This is a genomic window from Marcopretia estuarina LEGE 06307 (assembly GCF_056633115.1).
Genome location: NZ_JBSJOY010000005.1, coordinates 315,550 through 333,376, shown reverse-complemented (window position 1 = coordinate 333,376; position 17,827 = coordinate 315,550). Strand labels below are relative to the sequence as shown.

The following is a 17,827-nucleotide window of genomic DNA, read 5'->3' as shown; positions in this document are numbered from 1 at the left end:
GCGCCGATGAGTGACGCGCCCCCGCCGACCAGCGCAGCGGCTGCGGCCAGTCTGGCCGCCACGATCGCTGCCCTCAGCCGGCCATCGGTGTATCCCTTGGCCGACTGGCAGGGCGTGGCGGCCAGCGAGCGGCAGGTGCAGGTGGTGCAGACCCACATCAGCGTGGTGTTCCTCACCCCGCGCCACGCCTACAAGCTCAAGAAGCCGCTGCAGCTCTGGCATCTGCTCGACTACAGCAGCCTGGAGCAGCGCTGGCACTGGTGCCGGGAGGAGGTGCGGCTGAACCAGCGCCTGGCCGCCCCCATCTACCTGGGCGTGCGGGCGCTGGCAGGAGAGCCGGTGGTGGTGATGCGGCGCTTTGATCGGCAGCGCACCCTGCGTGCCCGGCTCGAAGCCGGCCCCGTGCCGGCCGCACAGATGCGGGCCCTGGGGGGCGTCATCGCCCGCTTTCACAAGGCCAATGGCAGGCCCGGCGCCGATGGCCGCGCCGCCATCCGGCGCTTCGCCCGCGTGCTGGCGAGCAACGTGCAGGCCACCGCCAGCGCCGTGCCCGCACTGTTTCCCGCCCCGGTGCATGCTGCCCTGGTGAGCAGCCTGGCCGCGCAGCTGCGCCGACAGCGCCACGCGCTGGCCACACGGATCGCCGCCGACTGGGGCGTGAACGGCCATGGCGACCTGCGCCTCGAGCACGTGCTGCTGGAGGCAGAGCCCGGCCCCTTGATCGTCGATTGCGTGGAATTCAATGCGGGGCTGCGGGAGGTGGATGGCGCCTCCGATCTCGCCTTCCTGGTGATGGAACTGCAGGCCAGCGGCCATGCCGAGCAGGCGGAAGCGCTGCTGGCGGGTTACGGCCGCCCGATCGATCCGGCGGTGCTCAACCTGTTCTGCGCCTACCGGGCCCATGTGCGGGCCAAGGTGGAAACGGTCAGCTGGGCCGAGCACGACCGCGCCGCCACCGAACGCCTGGCGGCTGAACGCGGTGCGCGCGGCCACCTGTCGCTGGCACTCGCCTATGCCCGCACCGGATTGCAACCGCCGCCGCTGATCCTGCTGCGGGGCCTCTCGGGCTGCGGCAAGAGCCACCTGGCCGCCCTGCTGGCTCCCTGGTTGATCGCCGAGACGATCAGCAGCGACCGGGTGCGCAAGGCGCTGTTCGGGCTGGACCCCCTGGCCCGCTCCAGCGGTGAACAGCGGGACCGCCTCTACAGCGCCGAAGCCCATGCCCGTACCGAAGCGGCGCTGCTGGAGCAGGCCGCCACAGGCCTGAAGACCGGGCGTGCCGTGCTGCTCGATGCCACCCACCTGCGCCTCGCCAGCCGCCAGCGGGCCACCGCCCTGGCCCAGGAGCTGGGGGTGCCCTGGTGCATCGTCGACGTGGACGCCTCAGCTGAACTGATCGAGACACGCCTGCGGACGCGCCTGCAGCGCAACGACGACCCCAGCGATGCCGATCTGGCCGTGGCGGCGCTGCAACGCAGCCAGGTCGAACCGCTCACGCCATTGGAGCAGCGGCACACCCTGCGCTTCCGCGCCGGTGATGACCCCACATCGCTGCTGATGCCGCTCTGGGAGCGGATCGCCTGCGGCGCCACGGGCAGCGCGGACGGCACGGACGGCGCAACTGGCTCGACCGAAGTTGGGCCCGGATCGGCCGAAGGTCAGGGCTCAGGCTGAGTTTCAGCCCTCCCGGACCCCGTTCTCCTGGACCCAATTTTCCTGGACCCAGGGTCTTGGCTCAGGGCTTCTTCAACCCGGGAGTCCTGGATTGAGAGGCGTCTTGAAGTCGTGCCTCAGCGTTCCGGCGTCTGGAGATTCAGGCGTCGTGGATCCAGCCTTCAGGATCTGATGCTCAGGGAGTGAGCAGACTGTTGATCCGCCGCGCGAGCTCCCGGTCCAGGCTGGAGAGGCCCCCCGCATCGTGGGTGGTGAGATCGATCACCACGCGGTTGTAGACGTTGCTCCATTCCGGATGGTGGCCAAGGGTTTCTGCCAGCAGGGCCACCCGGGCCATGAAACCGAAGGCGGCGTTGAAATCGGCGAATACAAAGGTGCGATGGAGCTTGCCGTTGCTCATGCTCCAGCCCGGCAGCTGAGCTGGCAGCGCCTTCATCTCCTCAGGGGTGAGCAATTGGGCCGCCATGACAGGTCCGCAGAACAGTGCTCCCACCAGGATGGCAAGCAGGCCCAGGCGCGCAAGCGGGTGGAAGCACGCCCAAGAGGCACGCCAGCCCTCTGGTTCAGCAGCCGGAATCGCTGAGGTCATGGAGCCGATCAATCAGGAGGTCGAGTTCGGTGTCGCTGTCGGCATCGCCGCCCAGACGCAGGCGACGCTGCACCTCACCATTGAGCCGTTCGCCGCTGCGCAGTGCCAGCAGGGTGGCGGGGGAGACCGTGGCCACCGGTGGCCCAAGCTCCGCTGGCGGCTCCATGAAGGAACCAGGCGGTCGGCTTGCCAGAGCGGTGATCGCAGCGGTGAGGGCGCCGATGGAGCAGTGCAGCTGAGTGATCTCACCGCGCAGGCGCAGGATTTCCGCCGTCAGCTCGTCGTTACAGCTGCGGCTGGGCTCGGGGGCCGGGACGGGGGTAGAACCGAGGCTGCGGTCTTGGCCGCTCCGGGACGTGGAGCCAGCGGCTATGCGCGCAGAAGCAGTAATCGGCACCGGCTGCACCGGGGCCCGGGCGGATGGCGCTCTCTCCATGGCCTCACTCTGCCGTGGGGTCAGTCTGCCGTGGGGTCTCTCTTCCCATGGCCTCACGGTGTTGCGGCAAGTCTCTGCCGTTGCCTGCGTCTCCAAGGGCCTCGGGGTGCGACGGGCACTCCCAGAGGTGGACAGGTAGAGCCCAAAGGCATAGGCGTAGTCGGGCGCGAGCCTCGCCGGTGTTCCGCCGGAACTGTTCATCCCCCCTGAAGACTGCTCATTCCCCCAGCAGATGGAGGCTCAGCTCACGGCAACTGCCAGCGGCGCGGTGCTCCCAGAGGTAAACCGCCTGCCAGGTGCCGAGCATCAGGCGGCCCTGCTCAAACGGCAGCGACAGGGTGCTGGCCGTCAGTGCCGTGCGCACATGGGCCGGCATGTCGTCGGGGCCTTCGTCGTCATGCACCCAGGGCCGCAGCCGGCCTTGCCCACTGAGCGGGCGCACCCCTTCCTGCGGCACCAGCGCCTGCAGAAACGCAGCAAGGTCCAGCAGCACACGGGGATCGGCGTTTTCATTGATCGTCAGGCTGCAGCTGGTATGCCGGAGCAACACATTGAGAACGCCCTGGCGGAGTCCAGAAGCGGTCACGCAGGCAGCCAACTGAGATGTCAGGTCGGTGAAGCCCTCACCCTCGGTGGAAACTCGCAGTTGCGACAAGTACTGACAGAGCATGGAAAACAGGCCGGGCGGTCATGGTTGGGTCATCTTTAGTCTCTATGGTTGCGCCATCACAACAGATTTCCAATGGCTCCCCTTCCCCTTGCTTCATGGCGTGCCGCACAGCTTCCTATTGGCCTGATGGCGCTGCTCATGGTTCCGCTGGCGGGTGGGGCTGTGGCGGGCGGGGCCATTGCACAGCAGGTGATCCCGAAGCGAGAAGGAATGTGTCCGCTCGGGTATGTCGACACCTTCAACGGCAAGTGCAGTACCCTCGGGGTCACCTCTTACACCGTGAGTCCACGGGATGGAGAAGCCTGTCAGTCGGGCTGGATGAACATCGGCGGAGGCTATTGCCGCAAGAAATGATCACAGGGGATCACGGCCTTGGCTCGGTCCCTTTTGCCAGCGCACCAGCCCGGTGGTAACGGCGATCAGGGCAGCATGGTTGCGATTGCGTGCTCCCAGTTTGCTTCGAATCGCCTTCATGTGGGTTCGCACCGTTTCCACGGACACAAGCAGCTGGGCAGCGATCTCTGCATTTCTGTACCCTTCCACCAGCTTGCAGAGCACATCGCGTTCGCGGGGGGTCAGCCGTGTTCTGACTTCCCCAACGGAGCTGAACGTACCCTTCAGCATGATCGTCAACAGAGGGGCATCCATGTAGATGCCGCCATCAAGGATCACCTTGAGCGCCGTGACGATATAACCCCGGCCCGCATAGCGCTCTAGGCAGATGCCATCACTGCCCGAGGCGAACGCTTCCTCCAGCACGTCCGATGTTTCGTTCTGCAAGATCAGCAGGCACGGCAGGTGGGGATAGCGATGCTTGATCCTGCGAATGAAAGCCATTCCCGTGCTTCCTTCAAGGAATTCACCCACCAGCACAAGATCGGGCACGAGCTGCTGAAGATGCTTCAAGCCAGCCTCCTCAGTAGTGGCGCTATGCAGTGAACAGACCACACTTTCCAGGAGAATTTTCATGTGGCCGATCATCATGCGCCGAGCGCTCACACACAGCAGCGAGCGACCAAAGAGTAGCTTCCTGGTGGCTTCATCGTGCTCCAGATCAGATTGTAGGAACGGGTTGAAATCCATTAATCGTCCGGCGAGTCTGCCGCTGAATGCCGCAGCGGCAGATGGTCGAGTTGCCTTTGTGCAGACAACTGGGGTATCAGAGGTAACAACGCCAGCCATGGGATGGACAGAACAGGGACATGGTCCATCTGAAGGCGGTTAGCCGCCTGGAACATCCCCGACACGGGCCAAATCGACCACATTGGGCGGGTGGGAAAATGTGCACGGCCGGGCAAAGTCGTACAGAACGAAGTTGTGTGAGGGTAGCCGTTTCCATGGCGAATTGCAGAAGAATTGCCGTGCCATCGCTCGGGCACCGTTAGAACAGCACCCTATTCTTCTCATTTTTTGCGCCACACCGGTCACTCACACCAGCCTGGAGACACGCAATCCTCTGAAAACGCATTGGCGCCCCATTCAGTTTCACTACCGCACGGGCCAGGCAATGCCCTGAAGCCTCAATACCGAAGCGCGCGGTCACTGCACCTGGCCCATCGGCAGGTTCAGTAGTAACGCTTGGGATTCTGGGAAATCGCCAGCTGCACCTCCTGCAGGAAAAGCACCAGCCCCACGATCAGCATCAGCATCGCCAGCACGAAGGCTGGCACCAGGATGGCGGCAAGATCCAAAACCGCCACCGCACTCACGAACATCACAGCCACCACCGCGGCGATCAGCAGCGCTGTGAAGGTGACGCAGAAGATGGCGCGGTTGATCAAAAACATGCGCTTCTTCTGCACATCCAGCGATTTGCGCAAGCGGCGCGCCTCCAGGGTGGTGCCCCGAGCGAGAGCCTCCTGCAGCAGGCGGGTGCGGTCGACGATCCGTGCCAACCGCTGGGTGAACATGCTCAGCAGGCCGGTGATGCCCGTGAGCAGGAACACCGGCGCCACCGACAGCTGAATGGCATAGGAGAGCTTGGCGACCGCTGCGGTGCTTTCCGTGCCGGCCGCGAGCACGAGGATGTCCGGGGCCATCATCGCATTCCGCCAGAAGACTCCGCTGCCATTCTCAGGGGCAGACACGATCGGCCTCGCCGCGATGACCACCATCCAGTGCCAGTACGAAGGTTCGCTCCGCTGCCAGGCCCTGCATGAACCCTCCGGTTCCTCCCTGCTCACCGATGCTCCGCTGGACAACGAAGGGAAGGGCGAGCGCTTCTCCCCCACCGATCTGGTGGCTACGGCCCTGGCCACCTGCATCCTCACGGTGATGGGCATCACGGCCCAGCGGCACGGCTGGGCGCTGGAGGGGAGCCGGGCCCGGGTTGAGAAAACGATGACCCGCTCCGGTCGACGCCGCATCGAGGCGCTCACGGTGTGGATCACCCTGCCGGAGGGCCTGGCGGCGGATCATCGCCAGTTGCTGCAGCGCGCGGCGGAAAGCTGCCCGGTGAAGCAGAGCCTGGAAGGCGCCGTGGCCATGGAACTGATCTGGGAGCACGCCGGCACGCCCGCCTCAGACCAGCCGCCGGCCGCATGAGCGAGGACGCCATGCTGGGCCTCGCCACCGCAGCTCTTCCGATGTCCGAGCCGGCCACCGCCCTGCAACGCCTGCAGGATCACCTGCACGAAACCAGGGTGCTCGGGTCGATCAGCAGCGCGCTCTACTACGACCAGAACACGGTGATGCCTGCGGCCGGGGCCGAGTGGCGCGGCGAGCAGCTGGCCTTGCTGGCGAGCCAGATCCATGCCCGTCAGAGCAGCGCCCACTACGCCGAACTGGTGGCGGCCGCCGAGGCGGAACTGGGGGCCTCAGCGCCAGCCGAGCGGCGCCGCAACCTGCAGCTGGTGCGCCTCGAACTGGAACGGCAGCGCTGCCTCGACCCTGCGCTGGTGGCCAGCCTGGCCAGGGCGCAGTCGAAGGGCAACGCCCTCTGGCAGAACGCCCGCCGCCACAACGACTTCCCCACCTTCGCCCCCGCCTTGGCGGAGCTGATCGCCCTGCGCCAGGAGCAGGCCGGGCAACTGGCCAGCGCCGAGCTGGCGCCGCGCAGCCCCTGGGAGGTGCTGGCCCAGCCGTTCGAACCCGACATCAGCACAGCGCGGGTGGAGGAGCTGTTCGCCCCACTGAAGGCGACCCTGCCGGTGCTGCTGGAGCAGGTGGCCGCCGCCACCGCCCAGCAGAGCGGGGAGAGCACCGCCACCGCCGAGCTGCCCGAGACGGAGCAGGAACGCCTCTGCAGTGAGCTGCTCGACAGCTGGGGCTACGACCCGACGCGCTGCCAGCGCTCCCGGTCCGCTCACCCCTTCTCCTGCACGGTCGGACCTCAGGATTTCCGCATCACCACACGCGTGGTGCCCGGGCAGCCGTTCTCCTCCTTCCTGGCCACCGCCCACGAATGGGGGCATTCGCTCTACGAGCAGGGCCTGCCCCGCAGCACCGACCACTACTTCCCCTGGCCGCTCGGCGAGGCCACCTCGATGGGGGTGCATGAGAGCCAGTCGCTGTTCTGGGAATGCCGGGTGGCCCGCGGCCGCGCCTTCGCCGCCCGTTGGCAGCCGCACTTCGTGGCCGGCGCCGGCGCAGATCGCTGGGGCGGCATCGATGGCTTCTGGCGGGGGCTGAACCCGATGCGGCCCGGCCCGATTCGTGTGGAAGCCGATGAACTGAGCTACTGCCTGCACATCGTGCTGCGCTTCGAGCTGGAGCTGGCCCTGCTGGAGGGAGGTCTGCCGGTGGCCGACCTGCCCGGTGAATGGAACCGGCGCATGGTGGAACTGCTGGGCCTGCGGCCGGCCAGCGACAGCGAGGGCTGCCTGCAGGACATCCACTGGGCTGAAGGCCTGTTCGGCTACTTCCCTTCCTATGCCCTCGGCCATCTGATCAGCGCCCAGCTCGCCGAGGCGATGGAGCGGCAGATCGGGTCGATCGAGGCACACGTGGCCGCCGGCCAGGAACAGGCGCTGCAGCAGTGGCTGGCGGCCCACGTCTGGCCGCTGGGGCGGGCGGTGAACGGGGAGGAGCTGGTGGAGCAGGTCACGGGGGAGCGTCTCAGCGCCACGCCGTTCCTCACCTATCTGGAAGCCAAGGTGCAGCAGTTGCTGAGCAGCGTCCGCCACTGAGCCGGTGGGAAAGGCAAGGCGAGCGCCTGCGGGGGGCTGGTGGCGCGGCCGTCAGCGTGCGTGGTTAACAGAGGGTGAGGCCGTCAGGGTGCATGGTGATTCGAGGCCGAGGCTGAGGGTGACCTGAGAGCAAGGCCGTTCGCATGCGCCTTCGTGCGAGCCCCTGAGTGAGGCCGGTCTGGGGCACTCCGTAGGATCGGCCGCGCCGCTCGTTTCCCATCGCCATGGCGAACATCGACCATCCGCCCAGCCGCACGATGCTCAACCTGCTGCATGTGCTGCCGGCCTTCGCCGACGAAGCGGAACTGCGGTTGAACACGATCGTCGAGCTCAATTCGATGACGATCAACAAATACGAACTGATCACCGAAACCGGCCATCTCAAACTCGACCGGGTGGGCTACTCCTCCCTGGCCTATCCCTTCGCCTACGGCTGCATCCCCCGCACCTGGGATGAAGACGGGGACCCGCTCGACATCGAGATCGTGGGTGTGACCGAGCCGCTGGTGCCCGGCAGCCTGGTGGAGGCCCGCATCATCGGCATCATGACCTTCGACGACGGCGGCGAAGTGGACGACAAGGTGATCGCCGTGATCGCCGATGACAAGCGCATGGATCACATCACCAGCTACGAGCAGCTGGGCGCCCACTGGCAGAAGGAAACCCACTACTACTGGGAGCACTACAAGGATCTGAAGAAGCCCGGCACCTGCAAAGTGAATGGATTCTTCGGCGTGGAGGAGGCGGTTCGCATCATCAAGGAATGCGAAAAGCGCTATCTCGACACCATCGATGCCAAACTTGTGGGCTGAAGCCCCACGACCGGCACCTGAATGCGCCCGATCCCAATGGTTCTTCCGCACCTTCGCAGTCCTGGCGCCTCCACCGGTGGTCTGGTGACCTCCACCGGCGCACTGGTGATCAGCCTGTGCAGCGCCACCCTGCTCGCAGGCACCGCTGCACTGGCACTCCCCACCGCCACCCCGGCGGGTCCGGCCAGCTCGGCGCCGGGCACGGCCACACCGGCACCTGCGGTCGCAGCGCCGGAAGCCACAACACCCACAATCACGGCGCCTGGAACCACCCCGGCAGCCAACAGCCCGGCACCTGGAGCCACCACTGCCCCAGCCACCGCGTCACCCGCCGCCACCCCAACGGCGCAGCCGGTCGTGGCCTCACGGATCGTGCTGCGGCTGGGCAAGCGGGACATCCGGCTTGAGCAGGGCGGCAAGGTGTATGGCCCCTGGCCTGTGGCGATCGGTGATGCCCGCACGCCCACGCCCACCGGCACCTTCCAGGTCACCAACAAGGTGGTCAACCCGATCTACGCCAGCACCAGAACCGGCAAGGTGAAAGGCACCGTCGGGCCGAACGGTCCCCTGGGTGATCGCTGGCTGGGGTTCAAGACCGTCGGCCCCAACCAATTCGGCATCCACGGCACGCCCAGCGCCTGGGCATGGACGGTCAGCTCCCGCTCGGCGGTCACCAATGGCTGCGTGCGCATGTTCCACGAGCACGTGCGCAAACTCTTCGACCTGGTGGACGTGGGCACCCCGGTGGTGATCACCCGCTGAGCCCACGGGCCAGCGCGAGCGCCATGCCATCACGGCTGGCCATGCCTTGAAGCTCATCGGCTCGCAAGCCTGCCCATGGCACACCAGCCGGCAGCTTGGCCTGAGGGCCATCGTCCTGTTCAAACACCGGCAGCTGGCGCAGACCGTTGGGGTTGAGCTGGTCCTCCAGCTGCGCGAGGCTGGCGCTGGCCGGCAGCCAGATCAGCTCGGCGCGGCGGCAGTCGCTCAGCGGCGCCGCCCCCCCCTGGCTGGTGATCACCCGCTGCAGGTCCATCAGCGTGGCCAGCCCCACCACCCAGCCGTCCTGCTCGATCAGCAGACAATGGCCATGGGCCCGCACCAGCTGCGCCAACGCCTCTGCCGCAGCGGTGGTTCCCGGCAGCACCAGCGGTCTCTCCGGTTCCAGCGCTGCCCGCACCGACAGGCCCGCCAGGCGGGCACGACGTTCCTCTTCCACCGGATCGGGCCCCAGCAGGCCTGGATCGGCCAGGCCATGCCATCGCTCCACCAGCACGGCGCTCAGCCCCGTGGCCGCCATCAGCGGCAGCACGATGCGGATGTCGTGGGTGAGCTCGAACAGCAGCAGCAGGGCCGTGAGCGGCGCCCGGGCACTGCCGGCCAGCACGGCGGCCATGCCCACCATGGCGTAGGCCGGCGGTTCGGCCACCGGCAGGCCGAAGCCGCTTTCGCCCAGCAGCTGGCCGTAGCAGTTGCCCAGCACTGCCCCCAGAAAGAGAGCAGGCGCAAAGCCCCCCCCCACAAAGCCGCTGGCATTGCTGAGCCCCGTGGCCAGCAGCTTCACGGCCAGCAGCGCCAGCAGGCTGGTGAAGGCCACACCACCTTCCCTGCCCAGCAGCGCTTCGATCGTGTCGTAACCCACGCCCAGCACCTGCGGGAAACCGAGCGCCATCACCCCCACCCCAAGGCCGCCGAGGGCGTTGACGAGCACGGCAGGCAGGCGCTCCACCCGCCGCTGCACAGCGGCGCTGCGGCCTGCGGCCAGGATGCTCACCAGCGCCCACGACATCAGGCTCGCCACCACCCCAAGGCCCAGGTAAAGGGGCAGCTCCAGGGGGGAGCGCACCTCGTAGGCGGGCAGGCGGAAGATCGGCTGGTCCCCCAGCGACAGTTGCGTGACCAGGGAAGAGGCCACCGCCGCCACCAGCACAGCCCTGAGACTGGGCCGGCCGGGGATGGTGCTGTAGGCCCCCTCGAAGGCGAAGAACACGCCGGCGATCGGCGCCTGGAAACCCGCCGCCAGCCCGGCCGCCACGCCGGCGGCCACCAGTGCCTTCTGGGAATCGGGCGTGAGCCCCCCGCGCAAGCCGAGCCAGAGGCCGATGTTGCCGCCGCTCTCCACACTCGGGCCCTCCGGCCCGAGCGAGGCGCCACTGCCAAGGCTGAGTGAGGCGGCAATCAGGCGCAGCAGCGGCAAGCGCGGCGTCGCTGGCAGGGCGCCATCAGCCATGGCCATCAGGCTCGGCAGGCTGGGGCCCAGATCACGCGCGAGCTGGCGCAGCAGCCCTACACACAGTCCACCCAGCACCGGCGCCAGCAGCACCGGCCAGGAGGTCAACCAACCGGCCAGGCCGCTGGCGGGCACGGGCAGCGGCACCGGCACTGGTGGCAGTGGAGGCGGTGGCAGGAAGCCGATGCCACCGAGACCAATCAGCACCAGCGCCTTCAGCGGGGTGCCGGAGGGGGCGGAGGTGGTGAAGATCTCCGGTGGTGGGGTGGGATCGGGCTGAGCGCTGCCCAGCAGCCCCGTGCCCCACTCCACAAGCGTGCCGAACAGGAAATTGTTGATGAAGCCCAGCAGATAGTGGAAGCCCACCACGGCCGCGCCGGTGAGCACCCCCACCAGCGCAGCCCAGGCCAGCAGGCTCCACTGGAAGGGCAGTCCACGGCTGTCACCCTCCCGTGGCTGGGGAGGGCCGGCCGGTTCAAGCCTCGGGCCTGACAGCTGCAAAAATCTCCTCCAGGATTTCGCCCGCCCCTTCACTGCGCAGGGTGTGGGCGAGGGCGATGCCGATGGCCTCCGGCTCGGTTTGATCGCCGCGGGCCTCGTTGCGAAGCAGACGCTGACCGTCGAGGCTGGCCACCATGCCCGTCAGCACCAGCTCGTCACCGTCGAAGCGGCTGTTGACCCCGATCGGCACCTGACAGCCACCTTCGAGCTGGCGCAGGAAGGCCCGCTCCGCCAGGCAGCGGCGGGCCGTGGGGAGGTGCTCCAGCACCTTGATCGTTTCGAGCACGGCGGTATCGCCCTCGCGGCATTCGATGCCGAGCGCGCCCTGACCCACGGCATGCAGGGAGATCGAGGGGTCGATCAGTTCATGGATGCGGTCAGCCAGCCCGAGCCGGCCCAGGCCGGCGGCAGCCAGAATCAGGCAGTCGTACTGGCCGGCATCCAGCTTTTCCAGCCGGGTGATTACATTGCCGCGCACATCCTTGAAGGTGAGCTGGGGGTAGTGGTGGCGCAGCTGGGCGAGCCGGCGCAGCGAGCTGGTGCCCACCACGCTGCCTTCCGGCAGGGTGGCCAGGCTCTTGTCGGCATGGCGGGCGTGCACCACCAGGGCATCGGCGGGATCCTCCCGCTCGGTGACGCAGCCGAGCATCAGCCCCTCAGGCAGGTTGGTGGGCAGATCCTTGAGGCTGTGGACGGCGATGTCGGCCTGGTCGACCAGCATCTGGGCTTCCAGTTCCTTGGTGAACAAGCCCTTGTCACCGATCTTGGCCAGCGCCACATCAAGGATCTTGTCGCCCTGGGTGGCCATCGCCTCGATGCTGATCTCCAGCGAGGGATGGGCAGCGGAGAGGGCATCCCGCACCCAGTGGGTCTGCACCATCGCCAGCTGGCTGCGGCGGGAGGCAATGCGCAGGGTGGAGCCGGCCATCACGTCAGTCCTCACTTCGGCGTCACGGCCGTTTCACAGCCGCCCAGCCTAAGGACAGGCCGGCCGCGGGCCCAGCGACGTAACAGAGAACCTGATCCATCAGCGGCACCAGGCCCGGGTCAGGCGAAGAAATCGAGGGGGAACGGTCCCCAGGTGTCTTCCGCTTCGGGCGCCACGCTGCTGTGGCCGGTGATCAGCAGGCCGCAGCCGAGGCCGGATTCCGGACGCAGCAGGAAGTGACCAGTGCGCTGGTTGCCCTTGAGGAACACCGGGCCCTCCTCACTGTCAGAGGTGTCGCGGCCAGGAGCCTGCAGGGGCTCCCAGCCGAGGGCCTTCTCACAGGCGCGCAGCGCAGCCACCGCCTGGGAGGCGGAGGGTGCCATCACCCCGACGGTGAACCATTCACAGGCCGCCAGCCGCTGGTCGAGTTCACTGCGCAGCGCCTGACGGGCCGCGGCAGTGAGCTCCGGCGCCGTACGCAGGCCGCAGAGAGCCGCGAGCGTGCTGAGCGAAGCGGGTGTGGTCAAGGGGTTCGCCCCAGGGAAGGGCCAGTCTGCCGGGGAGCGCAGAACTGGAGGCTCACGGCGCAGATGCTGAACCAGATGAAGCCGACGCAAGCGCCACCCACCATGTCGGTGGGCCAGTGCACCCGGCAGTAGAGGGTGCTGAGCCACACCAGCGCCACCCAGAGCGAGGCACCCACATACAACGGGCGCCGCAGGCGCGGGTAGAGCGAGGAGAGGATCATGCACATGAGGAAATAGAACACCACGGCGCCGGAGGCATGGCCACTGGGAAAACTGCGGCCGATCACCTCCACCAGCCGGTCGGGGGGGCGCGAGCGATCAAACATCGGCTTGAGCCAGCGATCCACGATCAGCAGAATTCCAGCCGTCCCCACCGCCAGCCAGCGCAGCTCGTTCCAAGCCCGCTTGGTGTAAAGGAACACCAGTGCGGCCGCCACCAGCACGGCGGTGAAGCGGGTGCCGCTGAGCTTGTACACGAGCACGAGCAGGGCGCCCGGCTGGGGAGGAATCACCTGGCCCAGCCAGTCGAGGATGGCGATATCGAGCTCAGGGTGCTTCTGGTTCACCATCGTGGCCTCGATCCAGAGCACCAGCCCCAGAGCGATCACGCAGGCCAGCAGCCTGGGGACGCCGAACAGCCGGCACCAGCGGCGGAAGCGGTTCACGAACCGGCGCCGCCGGGGCGGGGCTCTGATCCCTTCACCGCTGCCGGCCCGGGCACGTAGCGAAGCAGGCGGTGATTGCCGCGGCTGGCCAGGGTCTGCACCTGCCCCCCCTCCGTGTTGAGGTCCTCGAGCTTGCGCTGTTCGCCGAACACCAGCACGCTGGTCGGCTGGCTGTCCCGCAAGCCCCGACGGGCCCCTTTGACGCTGTCAAAGAACTGCACGGGCCGGCCGCTGTAGAACACCACGCTGTAGCGCATGTAGCCCACCACCAGCAGCGGTTCCTGCGGTCCAGCCAGCTGGCCGGCGAGAACGGCGAGCTCGCGCACCGGTTGCTGTCGCTCCCTCTCCATCAAGGGGGCAAGTCCTGGCACCACCAGCAGGAGGACGCCGGCAAAGGCCGCCGCATCTGGCAGCCATAGGTGCTGCAGCGGGCCGCGCCGCAGGAGCTGCACCACCATCGCGATCGCCGCCACCGCCAGCAGCCCCCCCAGCAGCATCGGCAACCCGGAGCTGTTGAGGGCCTTGGCAAAGCCGGGATAGGCGGGGTCGGAAGCGGCCCAGCGCGGGGCCACCACGGCGGCAGTGGCCATCACCGCCAGCAGCAGCGCATTCAGCCAGCCGAAAAGCTTCTGCCAGCGGTCGGTGGCCGGTAAGGGGGCGGTCGCAGCGGGCAGCGGCTGCCAGAACAAAGCCACCAGCAGCGCACCGGCGGGAATCAGGGGCAGGATGTATCCGGCGAGCTTGGTGCTGGCGACAGAGAAAAACACCAGCACCACCAGAAACCAGACCAGGCAGAACGGGGCCAACTGGGCTGTGCGGGGTTGCCGGCGCCAGTGGCCCAGTTGCCAATAGCGCAGCCGCACCATGGCCAACGGCAGAAACAGCGACCACGGCAGCAGCAGGATCACGCACCAGGGCAGATAGAAGTACCAGGGGCCGGAATGGCCGTAGAGCACCGAGGTGTAGCGCTGCAGGTTGCTGAAGCCGAAGAAGCCGCCAAGAAAGTCGGCGCCGTTCACCTTTGCAGCCCACACGTACCAGGGACTGCCCACCGCCAGGAACAGCACAGCCATCTGCAGCATCGGCATTTGCCGCAGCACCGTGAACAGCTGGGCCTGGCAGAGCAGGAACACCACAATCACCGCCCCCGGCAGCACCAGACCCACGGGTCCCTTGGCGAGCACCGCAATGGCACTGAACACAGGCATCACCACGTAGCCCACGCGCCGCAGCACGGGCCTGTCCACCTGGCTGTACGCCAGGAAAAAGCCGAACAGCGAGAGGGTGATGGCGCTGGAGAGGAACATGTCGGTGACGGAGCTGCGCCCCCAGCCCACCCAGGCGGGGTTGAGCGCCAACAACACCGCCCCCAGCCAGGAGCGCCGCAGGCGAGCCGGCGTGGCTTCGCCTTCAGCAAGCAGCCACAGGAGCACGAACCCCGCCACCACCACCAGGCTGGCCATCAGCGCCACCGGCAGCCGGGCCGCCCAGGCGCTGACGCCGAAGAGGCGGAAGCTGAGGGCCACCATCCAGTACCCCCACACCGGATAGTCAAAGAACGGCTCGCCGTTCCAGTGGGGCGTGATCCAGTCGTTGCGCAGCAGCATCTCCCGGCCCACTTCCACAAAGAGGGCTTCGGTCTTGTCCATCAAGCTGAGCGTGCCCAGGTGATTGAAGAAGGCCAGCCAGCAGAGCAGCAGCAGACCGGCGGCAGTCACCAAGGCCAGGCGGGCCGGGCGCGCCTGCAGCGAGGAGATCACGAGCATGCGATCAGGAGGCGGGCTGGGGAAGGAGGGAGCAGCCACCGACGGCGGGACGCCAGAGCGGCGGGACTGGTGAGGCGCTGAGACAGATCGGATTTCAACACATCCAACTGGAGCCGAGAAGGGTCTGAATCGAGGGGAATGAGAGCCAGGGAAATCGAACCAAAGGCGATCAGGTCAATGGCGATCAGGTCAATGGCCATCGGGTGCAAGCGGAAGACTTCCGCTCAGGGGGTGTTCCAGACAAAACGCGATGAAGCAGCGTAGTTCCACACAAACACCACGGCAATACCGGCGATCTGGGCGAAGAGGGTGTCACTCGCCACCCTCGTGTAAAACACACTGGCCAGGCCGATATTCGCGAGCATCGGCAACGAGGCCACCACCAGAAACTTGACAAGCCCGGCAAACAGAGGGAAACCCTTGAGCCGCAGGTGGCGGAAGGTGAGGGTGTTGTTCACGAGATAATTACTACAGGCCGAGGCGATCACAGCCGGTGGCAACGAGGCCACGAAGGAGAAGCCCAGCAGGATCAAGAGGTTGGACACCAACAGCTGCACGCCGATCCCGGAAACACCAACCAGGGCAAAACTCACAGCACGCCTTGGAACCATCCGCAGCAGCAACGTATGGATGATCGAAACGCCGAAGTCCCACAGAACGGAGATGTCCAGCTTGGAGCTTCCGAAGGTGCGGGGCTGGAAGGTGAGCGGGGTTTCTTCGGCAATCAGATGCCCGCGGCTGATCGACAGAAGCTCGTAGAGAAATTTGAACCCCTGAGAATCCACCTGCCGGATCATCGGCAGGCAGCGGTCGAGGCGCAGTGCGAAAAAGCCACTCATGAAATCGCTGAGGTGGCGATAGCGGGGCAGGGTGAAACGTGCCAGGCGATTGGCCAGCACCGATCCCCCTTCCCGTTTGTCGCTCAACCCCTTGATGGAAGCCTCTGGGTGAAAGCGGCTGCCGATCACCAGATCGACGTTGCGGGCCAGCAACAGCTCCAGCGCCGCCGCCACCGACGCGGGCTCATGCTGGCCATCACAATCCATCACCACGGCAAGATCGCCGGTGCTGTCCAGCAGGCCTTCTTTGATGGCGCTGGAGAGGCCTGAGCGCCCCACGCGGCGGATGAGGCGCAGGCAAGGCTCCCCATGCGCCAGTTCCTTGACGAAATCAGCCGTTCCATCGGCGGAATCATCGTCAACCACGATCACCTCCAGCTGAAAGCGATCACGCAGAGCAAGCAACTGCTGGAGGATGGGCTGGATGTTCTGCCGCTCGTTGAAGGTGGGCAGAACGATGGTGACCCTCGCTGCCGGGGTAGACCCGGCAGACGCGACGACCGATGCGGGCAAAACGGAGGGAACGCTGACGATTGGAGGTTACTTGATGTACTCCTTCAGCACCCCGTTGCGATTGGGGTGCCGCAGTTTGCGCAGCGCCTTGGCTTCAATCTGGCGAATGCGCTCGCGGGTCACGTCAAAGATCTGACCGATCTCCTCAAGGGTCTTCATCCGGCCATCGTCAAGGCCGTAGCGCAGGCGCAACACATCGCGCTCCCTCGGGCTGAGGGTGGCAAGCACACCTTCGAGATCCTCACGCAGCAGATTCTTGGCCACATCCTGCTCGGGATTCTCGATATCCGCCTCGATGAAATCACCAAGGCGGGAATCCTCCTCCTTGCCGATCGGAGTTTCCAGGGAGATAGGCAACTGGGCGGATTTGGCGATGAAACGCAGTTTCTCGATCGTCATCTCCATGCTCTCCGCAATCTCCTCTTCGGTAGGTTTGCGGCCGAATTCCTGGCTGAGCACCTTGGTGGTTTTCTTGATGCGGGAAATCGTTTCGTAGAGGTGAACAGGCAAGCGGATGGTGCGGCTCTGATCGGCGATGGCGCGGGTGATCGCCTGACGAATCCACCAGGTGGCGTAAGTGGAGAACTTGTAGCCCTTTTCGTGATCGAACTTCTCAGCGGCACGGATCAGGCCGAGGCTGCCTTCCTGGATCAGATCCTGAAAGGAAAGGCCGCGGTTCATGTACTTCTTGGCGATCGACACGACCAGGCGCAGGTTCGACTGCACCATCTTTTCCTTGGCGCGCCGGCCGAGCATCAGGCGGCGGCGGAACTTCACCAGCGGCATGTCCACCAGCACCGCCCACTCCTTGGTGTCGGGGTAGTGGCCGTTGTCCTGTTCGAACTGGGCGGCAAGCTCCTCGAGGTGGAGAAGGTCGGCGATCTTGCGGGCCAGCTCGATCTCTTCATCGGGGCGCAGCAGGCGGATGCGGCCGATCTCCTGGAGGTAAACCCGGATCGAATCCTCGGTGTACACCCCTTTCGGGCCCACCTTGATGCTGGCCAGAGCCTTGGCGGAAGCCGCCTTGGCCTCCTTCTTGGCCTTGGTGCTGTCGTCGGCCTGGGCGAGCAGCTCGTCGGCGATGCCATCAAGGTCGAGCGACTCGACGTCATCAACGGCGTCCACGGCCTCAGCGTCCTTGACAGGAGCCGCTGCCACCTTGGCGGCTTTGGCCGCCGCCGGCTTGCGGGTGCGGGTGCGGGTGGCCTTGGGCTTGGCTTCGGCCGCCGCCTTGGTGGTGGCTGTCGCTTCACCTTCGGCAGAGGCTGCGGCAGCAGCGGGCTTGGACCTGCTCTTGACAGCCTTCGCGGGTTTGGGCTGGATCAACGTTTCCTCACCGTTGGGCGAGGACACCGCGAGGATGGTGGCAGCAGGAATCTTGGGCTTGGCCGCAGCAGCTGGGCTCATAGGGGGAAGGGCGAAACGGGTTGAAAACGAAGGCTGGGAGAAGCGTTCTGGAGAGGTCGCCCCGTTGGCGTGATGGCATCGACGTCAACCAACGTGCCGAGGCCCCGCGGCATTCGCCGAAGTGCCAGGCACGATGGGAAATC

The 17,827-nt window shown here is 66.5% G+C and carries 19 protein-coding genes; 6 read left to right on the top strand and 13 right to left on the bottom strand.

Going from position 1 to position 17,827, the window contains the following annotated elements; translation table 11 throughout:
* Positions 1-6 precede the first annotated feature (6 nt).
* On the top strand, positions 7-1,674 hold the full coding sequence (locus ACWJI3_RS13305) for a bifunctional aminoglycoside phosphotransferase/ATP-binding protein (protein ID WP_480203915.1): 1,668 nt from the start codon (positions 7-9) through the stop codon (positions 1,672-1,674).
* Positions 1,675-1,849: 175 nt separating this feature from the next.
* On the opposite strand, the gene ACWJI3_RS13300 is transcribed toward ACWJI3_RS13305, so the two are convergent.
* The 3 genes from ACWJI3_RS13300 to ACWJI3_RS13290 form a co-directional block, all read right to left on the bottom strand.
* Positions 1,850-2,140, bottom strand: coding sequence for a 4a-hydroxytetrahydrobiopterin dehydratase (locus ACWJI3_RS13300; protein WP_480203914.1), 291 nt, complete (start codon positions 2,138-2,140; stop codon positions 1,850-1,852).
* A 97-nt stretch (positions 2,141-2,237) separates the two neighbouring features.
* Positions 2,238-2,699, bottom strand: a complete 462-nt coding sequence (locus ACWJI3_RS13295) for a hypothetical protein (RefSeq protein WP_480203913.1) — start codon at positions 2,697-2,699, stop codon at positions 2,238-2,240.
* 217 nt (positions 2,700-2,916) lie between these two features.
* On the bottom strand, positions 2,917-3,369 hold the full coding sequence (locus ACWJI3_RS13290) for a secondary thiamine-phosphate synthase enzyme YjbQ (RefSeq protein WP_480203912.1): 453 nt from the start codon (positions 3,367-3,369) through the stop codon (positions 2,917-2,919).
* Positions 3,370-3,441: 72 nt separating this feature from the next.
* On the opposite strand from ACWJI3_RS13290, the gene ACWJI3_RS13285 reads away from it, so the two are divergent.
* Positions 3,442-3,723, top strand: coding sequence for a hypothetical protein (locus ACWJI3_RS13285; RefSeq protein ID WP_369803032.1), 282 nt, complete (start codon positions 3,442-3,444; stop codon positions 3,721-3,723).
* Here the strand turns inward: ACWJI3_RS13285 and ACWJI3_RS13280 are convergent, their stop codons facing one another.
* Positions 3,724-4,551, bottom strand: a complete 828-nt coding sequence (locus tag ACWJI3_RS13280) for a response regulator transcription factor (RefSeq protein ID WP_255139815.1) — start codon at positions 4,549-4,551, stop codon at positions 3,724-3,726.
* A 383-nt stretch (positions 4,552-4,934) separates the two neighbouring features.
* On the bottom strand, positions 4,935-5,408 hold the full coding sequence (locus ACWJI3_RS13275; RefSeq protein WP_480203911.1) for a DUF2721 domain-containing protein: 474 nt from the start codon (positions 5,406-5,408) through the stop codon (positions 4,935-4,937).
* Positions 5,409-5,472: 64 nt separating this feature from the next.
* On the opposite strand from ACWJI3_RS13275, the gene ACWJI3_RS13270 reads away from it, so the two are divergent.
* The 4 genes from ACWJI3_RS13270 (at position 5,473) to ACWJI3_RS13255 (ending at position 9,070) form a co-directional block, all read left to right on the top strand.
* On the top strand, positions 5,473-5,913 hold the full coding sequence (locus ACWJI3_RS13270) for an OsmC family protein (RefSeq protein ID WP_094512931.1): 441 nt from the start codon (positions 5,473-5,475) through the stop codon (positions 5,911-5,913).
* Between the two features lie 41 nt (positions 5,914-5,954).
* Positions 5,955-7,496, top strand: a complete 1,542-nt coding sequence (locus ACWJI3_RS13265) for a carboxypeptidase M32 (protein WP_480203944.1) — start codon at positions 5,955-5,957, stop codon at positions 7,494-7,496.
* Positions 7,497-7,720: 224 nt separating this feature from the next.
* Positions 7,721-8,308 (top strand): inorganic diphosphatase, encoded by a 588-nt coding sequence (locus ACWJI3_RS13260; RefSeq protein ID WP_255100804.1) that lies wholly within the window; start codon positions 7,721-7,723, stop codon positions 8,306-8,308.
* 21 nt (positions 8,309-8,329) lie between these two features.
* Entirely contained in the window at positions 8,330-9,070 is a 741-nt protein-coding gene (locus tag ACWJI3_RS13255) for a L,D-transpeptidase (protein ID WP_480203910.1), read from the top strand.
* Here the strand turns inward: ACWJI3_RS13255 and ACWJI3_RS13250 are convergent.
* The 8 genes from ACWJI3_RS13250 to rpoD form a co-directional block, all read right to left on the bottom strand.
* Positions 9,060-11,039 carry a chloride channel protein gene (locus ACWJI3_RS13250; RefSeq protein WP_255100802.1) on the bottom strand — a complete coding sequence of 660 codons (1,980 nt, stop codon included), beginning with the start codon at positions 11,037-11,039 and terminating at the stop codon, positions 9,060-9,062. The two genes, ACWJI3_RS13255 and ACWJI3_RS13250, sit on opposite strands and share 11 nt — an antisense overlap.
* On the bottom strand, positions 11,014-11,967 hold the full coding sequence (gene hemC, locus ACWJI3_RS13245; protein WP_094513039.1) for a hydroxymethylbilane synthase: 954 nt from the start codon (positions 11,965-11,967) through the stop codon (positions 11,014-11,016). Before hemC ends, ACWJI3_RS13250 begins: the two co-directional genes overlap by 26 nt.
* A gap of 119 nt (positions 11,968-12,086) precedes the next feature.
* Complete coding sequence (locus ACWJI3_RS13240; protein WP_480203909.1) at positions 12,087-12,494, bottom strand: DUF1824 family protein; 408 nt, start codon at positions 12,492-12,494, stop codon at positions 12,087-12,089.
* Positions 12,491-13,159, bottom strand: coding sequence for a phosphatase PAP2 family protein (locus tag ACWJI3_RS13235; RefSeq protein WP_255139821.1), 669 nt, complete (start codon positions 13,157-13,159; stop codon positions 12,491-12,493). The genes ACWJI3_RS13240 and ACWJI3_RS13235 overlap by 4 nt, the downstream gene beginning before the upstream one ends.
* Complete coding sequence (locus ACWJI3_RS13230; RefSeq protein ID WP_480203908.1) at positions 13,156-14,925, bottom strand: ArnT family glycosyltransferase; 1,770 nt, start codon at positions 14,923-14,925, stop codon at positions 13,156-13,158. The genes ACWJI3_RS13235 and ACWJI3_RS13230 overlap by 4 nt, the downstream gene beginning before the upstream one ends.
* The gene (locus tag ACWJI3_RS13225; protein WP_255100799.1) at positions 14,916-15,125 is read right to left on the bottom strand and encodes a hypothetical protein; all 210 of its coding nucleotides are present in this window, start codon (positions 15,123-15,125) and stop codon (positions 14,916-14,918) included. The genes ACWJI3_RS13230 and ACWJI3_RS13225 overlap by 10 nt, the downstream gene beginning before the upstream one ends.
* Positions 15,126-15,149: 24 nt before the next feature.
* Entirely contained in the window at positions 15,150-16,277 is a 1,128-nt protein-coding gene (locus ACWJI3_RS13220) for a glycosyltransferase (protein WP_094512938.1), read from the bottom strand.
* A 27-nt stretch (positions 16,278-16,304) separates the two neighbouring features.
* Entirely contained in the window at positions 16,305-17,684 is a 1,380-nt protein-coding gene (gene rpoD, locus ACWJI3_RS13215) for an RNA polymerase sigma factor RpoD (RefSeq protein ID WP_480203907.1), read from the bottom strand.
* Positions 17,685-17,827: the final 143 nt, after the last annotated feature.